The following is a 3,099-nucleotide window of genomic DNA, read 5'->3' as shown; positions in this document are numbered from 1 at the left end:
CGGGAAGGGTCAGACTGACAGCGAGAGAGGTGGCGCGTCCGCCCATGGCGTTGATATCGCTGAGGTTCTGCGCAGCAGCCTTCCACCCGACGTCGAATCCCGTGGTCCGATAACCGTTTGCCCACTGCAGCCGGAAATCCATGTCCTGAACCTGGGTATCAATGGAAACAAGCACTCTGCCGTCCGGCGCTGCCACCAACGCAGCATCATCACCGGGACCCAAGAGGATGTCGGGGGGATAGTCGAAGCTGCCCCGCAGACGGGGCAGAATGCGCTCAAGCAGGGCAGATTCGCTCAACTGGGCAACGGTAAGAGGCATGATTCCACCGTACTTGGCGCCCTGGACATTTCGGCGACGCCTGTGAATAGCGCCCTCCAGCTGGGAGGGGAGCTTCAACGGCGGCCGGCGCGCCGTCGTCGTACGCGGCGGAGGACCAGCCAGCCGACCAATGCCGCCAACACCGCGTAGATGACGATGTCGAAGTACTGGGAATACTGGTCGACCAGGTGGTACTGGGTTCCCAGGAAGTACCCCAGTGCAATGAGGAGAACGTTCCAGACCAGACTCCCCGCGATTGTGAAAAGACTGAATGTGCCCATCGGCATGTGTTCTGCTCCTGCCGGCAGCGAAATCAGACTTCGGACGCCGGGGATCAGACGCCCGAAGAACACCGCCGAGCGCCCATGACGTTCAAACCAGCGTGCAGCGCGTTCGAAGTCCTCACGGTCGACCAACGGCAGCTCGGAGAGACCGCGCACCACCCTCTCCTCACCGAGCTTCGCTCCGAGCAGATACAGGAGAACAGCGCCCGCGTAGCTCCCGAGAGTGGCCAGGGCAAGCACGAGCATCGCATTCATGGCGCCCTGCTGGGACAGGAACCCAGCCAGCGGCAGCACCACTTCACTCGGGATGGGTGGAAAGACCGTCTCGAGGAGTACCAGGAACCCGACGCCGATCTCGCCGAGGGCACTCATCACGTCGGTGATGAGTCCGGTCAGTCCGGATTGCTCCTGGGCACCACCGGCGATACCAGCCTCCATGTGACGTACTCCCCTGCGGATAGGTGGCAGGCACCCATGGTACCGAGCATGGCCGATGGTCAACTGGCTGCACAACAACCACCGCAACCCCTTGAGTTCTCCCAATCACTGTGGGACCGTTTCACACATGGCAGGCGATGCGCTGGAGGTCAACAATCAGACCAGGATGCCTCTCGGTGCGCCCTACTGGAACCTATGGACAGCGTCGGGGCTCTCCAATCTCGCCGACGGGGTCTTCAAGATCGCGCTGCCCCTGCTCGCTATTCAGTTCACGCAGTCCCCCACTCTCATTGCGGGCTTGTCCTTCGTCGCCACGCTTCCCTGGCTGCTTTTCACGTTGACAGCCGGTGCTCTGGCGGACAGGTTGGATCGGCGCCGGCTCATGCTCACCGCCAACACCGCAAGGGCTGTCCTGCCTGCGTTGCTGGTGGCGGTGATCCTCTTTGATCTGGGCTCGATCTGGGTTTTATACGTCACCGCACTGCTGGTCGGCGTGGCCGAGACGCTCTACGACACGTCAGCGCAGTCGATCATGCCCCAGGTGGTGCACCGCGACCAGCTCTCCCGCGCCAACGGCCGGCTGTACGCCGTCGAACTGACCACCAACCAATTCATCGGCCCGCCCCTGGGCGGGTTCCTCGTTGCAGCGGGTGTCATCGGAGGTTTCCTGGTGCCAGCCGCCCTGTGGCTCGCTGCCGTGGGCGCTCTCTTCCTGGTGCGAGGGAACTTTCGTATCGAGCGCGAGCAGAAGACGACGCTCCGCCACGATATCGCCGAGGGGTTGAGGTATCTCTACAACCAGAAGATCCTGCGAACGCTTGCCGTCATGACAGGAACCTTCAACTTCGCATCGAGCGCCGCGTTCGCACTTTTCGTCCTGTTCGCGGTCGGGCCGGCGTCGGCCATGCAACTGTCCGAGGTAGGCTTCGGGATACTCCTGACAACTTCAGCACTCGGCGCATTCCTTGGATCCTTCATAGCCGAATGGGCCGAACGCCTGCTGGGCCGGTCAAAATCCCTGGCCCTGACGATTCTGGGTGGCTCGTTCTTCGTCGGAGCTCCTGCTCTTACCGACAATCCCTACATCCTCGGGTTCGTATTCTTCGTGGGCGGCGCTCTGGTGATGCTCTGGAATGTCATCACCGTCTCCCTGAGGCAGCGCATCACGCCGGATCGCCTGCTGGGACGGGTCAATAGCGCCTACCGGCTGCTCGCGTGGGGCACTATGCCGCTGGGCGCCGCAGCGGGAGGCCTCATCGCCCAGGTGGCGGGGCTGCAGGCGATGTTCGGCATCATGGGTGTGCTGACGCTAGCGCTGCTGGCCCTCATGCCGATCCTCAGCGACAAGGCGATCGACGCCGCGGACATCGAAGCGTAGGAATCCCGGACCTCCGTCCGGGCCCCGAGGGGAAGGCAAGGAATGGTAACTGAAGGTGATGTCCGGCACATCTGTCTGTCGTTACCCGGGGTGATGGAGCGGCCAAGTTGGGGTCAGCCTGCCTGGTTCGCCAAAACCTTGATGGCCCGCATCTGGGAACCGGGCGTGCTCACGGTGAAGACCAGCGAGCGGGAGGCACTCGCCGGCACGCACCCTGCAATCTACTTCTGGACACCGCACCACGAGAGATCTCCGCAACTGGTCCTTGTCCGGCTCACCCGGATCGAGCGTGACGAGCTCAGGGAATTGCTTGAGGAATCGTTCCTCCTCGCCGGTGGCCGAGTCATAGCGGAGTAGGTGTGGAACGGATCGGGCGGGCGGATGAACCGCTCGGCCTGGGTGGAACGGGACGCCTTTCGCGGCAGTTCCGGGCGGGTAGGACCGCTGTTTCCTCCCGCTAGGCTTGTCTATATGCCAACACATTCGCGTCACTTCGTGCGTGCCTCCAGCGCCGGCGCCCTGCTCGTGGTGTCGCTGAGTGCCTGTTCCCCCATTGTTGACGTCGATGCGGCTCCCGATGCGGCCAACCCCGCCTGCGCCGAGGTGATGATCGCCCTTCCGGACCAGGTGGCCGGTAACGAGCTGAGGGAAACCAACAGTCAGGGCACAGCCGCCTGGGG

The 3,099-nt window shown here is 63.1% G+C and carries 5 protein-coding genes; 3 read left to right on the top strand and 2 right to left on the bottom strand.

Going from position 1 to position 3,099, the window contains the following annotated elements; genetic code table 11:
• Together RIF85_RS15375 and RIF85_RS15370 are read right to left on the bottom strand one after the other, a co-directional pair.
• Nucleotides 1–319 (bottom strand): AIR synthase related protein (locus RIF85_RS15375; RefSeq protein WP_309072774.1); only part of this gene is annotated, 319 nt, incomplete at its 3' end.
• 74 nt (nucleotides 320–393) lie between these two features.
• Nucleotides 394–1,041: a DedA family protein gene (locus RIF85_RS15370; protein WP_375164865.1), complete on the bottom strand. Its 648-nt coding sequence runs from the start codon at nucleotides 1,039–1,041 to the stop codon at nucleotides 394–396.
• 127 nt (nucleotides 1,042–1,168) lie between these two features.
• Between RIF85_RS15370 and RIF85_RS15365 the strand changes: the two genes are divergently transcribed.
• The 3 genes from RIF85_RS15365 to RIF85_RS15355 all read left to right on the top strand — a co-directional run.
• A complete protein-coding gene (locus RIF85_RS15365; RefSeq protein WP_309072773.1) occupies nucleotides 1,169–2,419 on the top strand; it encodes an MFS transporter in 1,251 nt (416 codons plus the stop codon).
• A gap of 42 nt (nucleotides 2,420–2,461) precedes the next feature.
• On the top strand, nucleotides 2,462–2,776 hold the full coding sequence (locus RIF85_RS15360; protein ID WP_309072772.1) for an MmcQ/YjbR family DNA-binding protein: 315 nt from the start codon (nucleotides 2,462–2,464) through the stop codon (nucleotides 2,774–2,776).
• A 114-nt stretch (nucleotides 2,777–2,890) separates the two neighbouring features.
• Nucleotides 2,891–3,099 (top strand): DUF3515 family protein (locus tag RIF85_RS15355; protein WP_309072771.1); only part of this gene is annotated, 209 nt, incomplete at its 3' end.

It is taken from the genome of Arthrobacter sp. (genome assembly GCF_031179385.1).
In the GTDB taxonomy this organism is placed as follows: Bacteria; Actinomycetota; Actinomycetes; order Actinomycetales; family Micrococcaceae; genus Arthrobacter_D.
The sequence above is the reverse complement of the archived record's forward strand: the minus strand, read 5'-3'. Positions and strand labels throughout refer to the sequence as shown.

What these genes read in the sequence shown, in the direction of transcription:
- RIF85_RS15365 (WP_309072773.1), top strand. Translation starts at nt 1,169, where the DNA reads ATGGCAGGCGATGCGCTGGAGGTCAACAATCAGACCAGGATGCCTCTC.
- RIF85_RS15370 (WP_375164865.1), bottom strand. Translation starts at nt 1,041, where the DNA reads ATGGAGGCTGGTATCGCCGGTGGTGCCCAGGAGCAATCCGGACTGACC.
- RIF85_RS15360 (WP_309072772.1), top strand. Translation starts at nt 2,462, where the DNA reads ATGGTAACTGAAGGTGATGTCCGGCACATCTGTCTGTCGTTACCCGGG.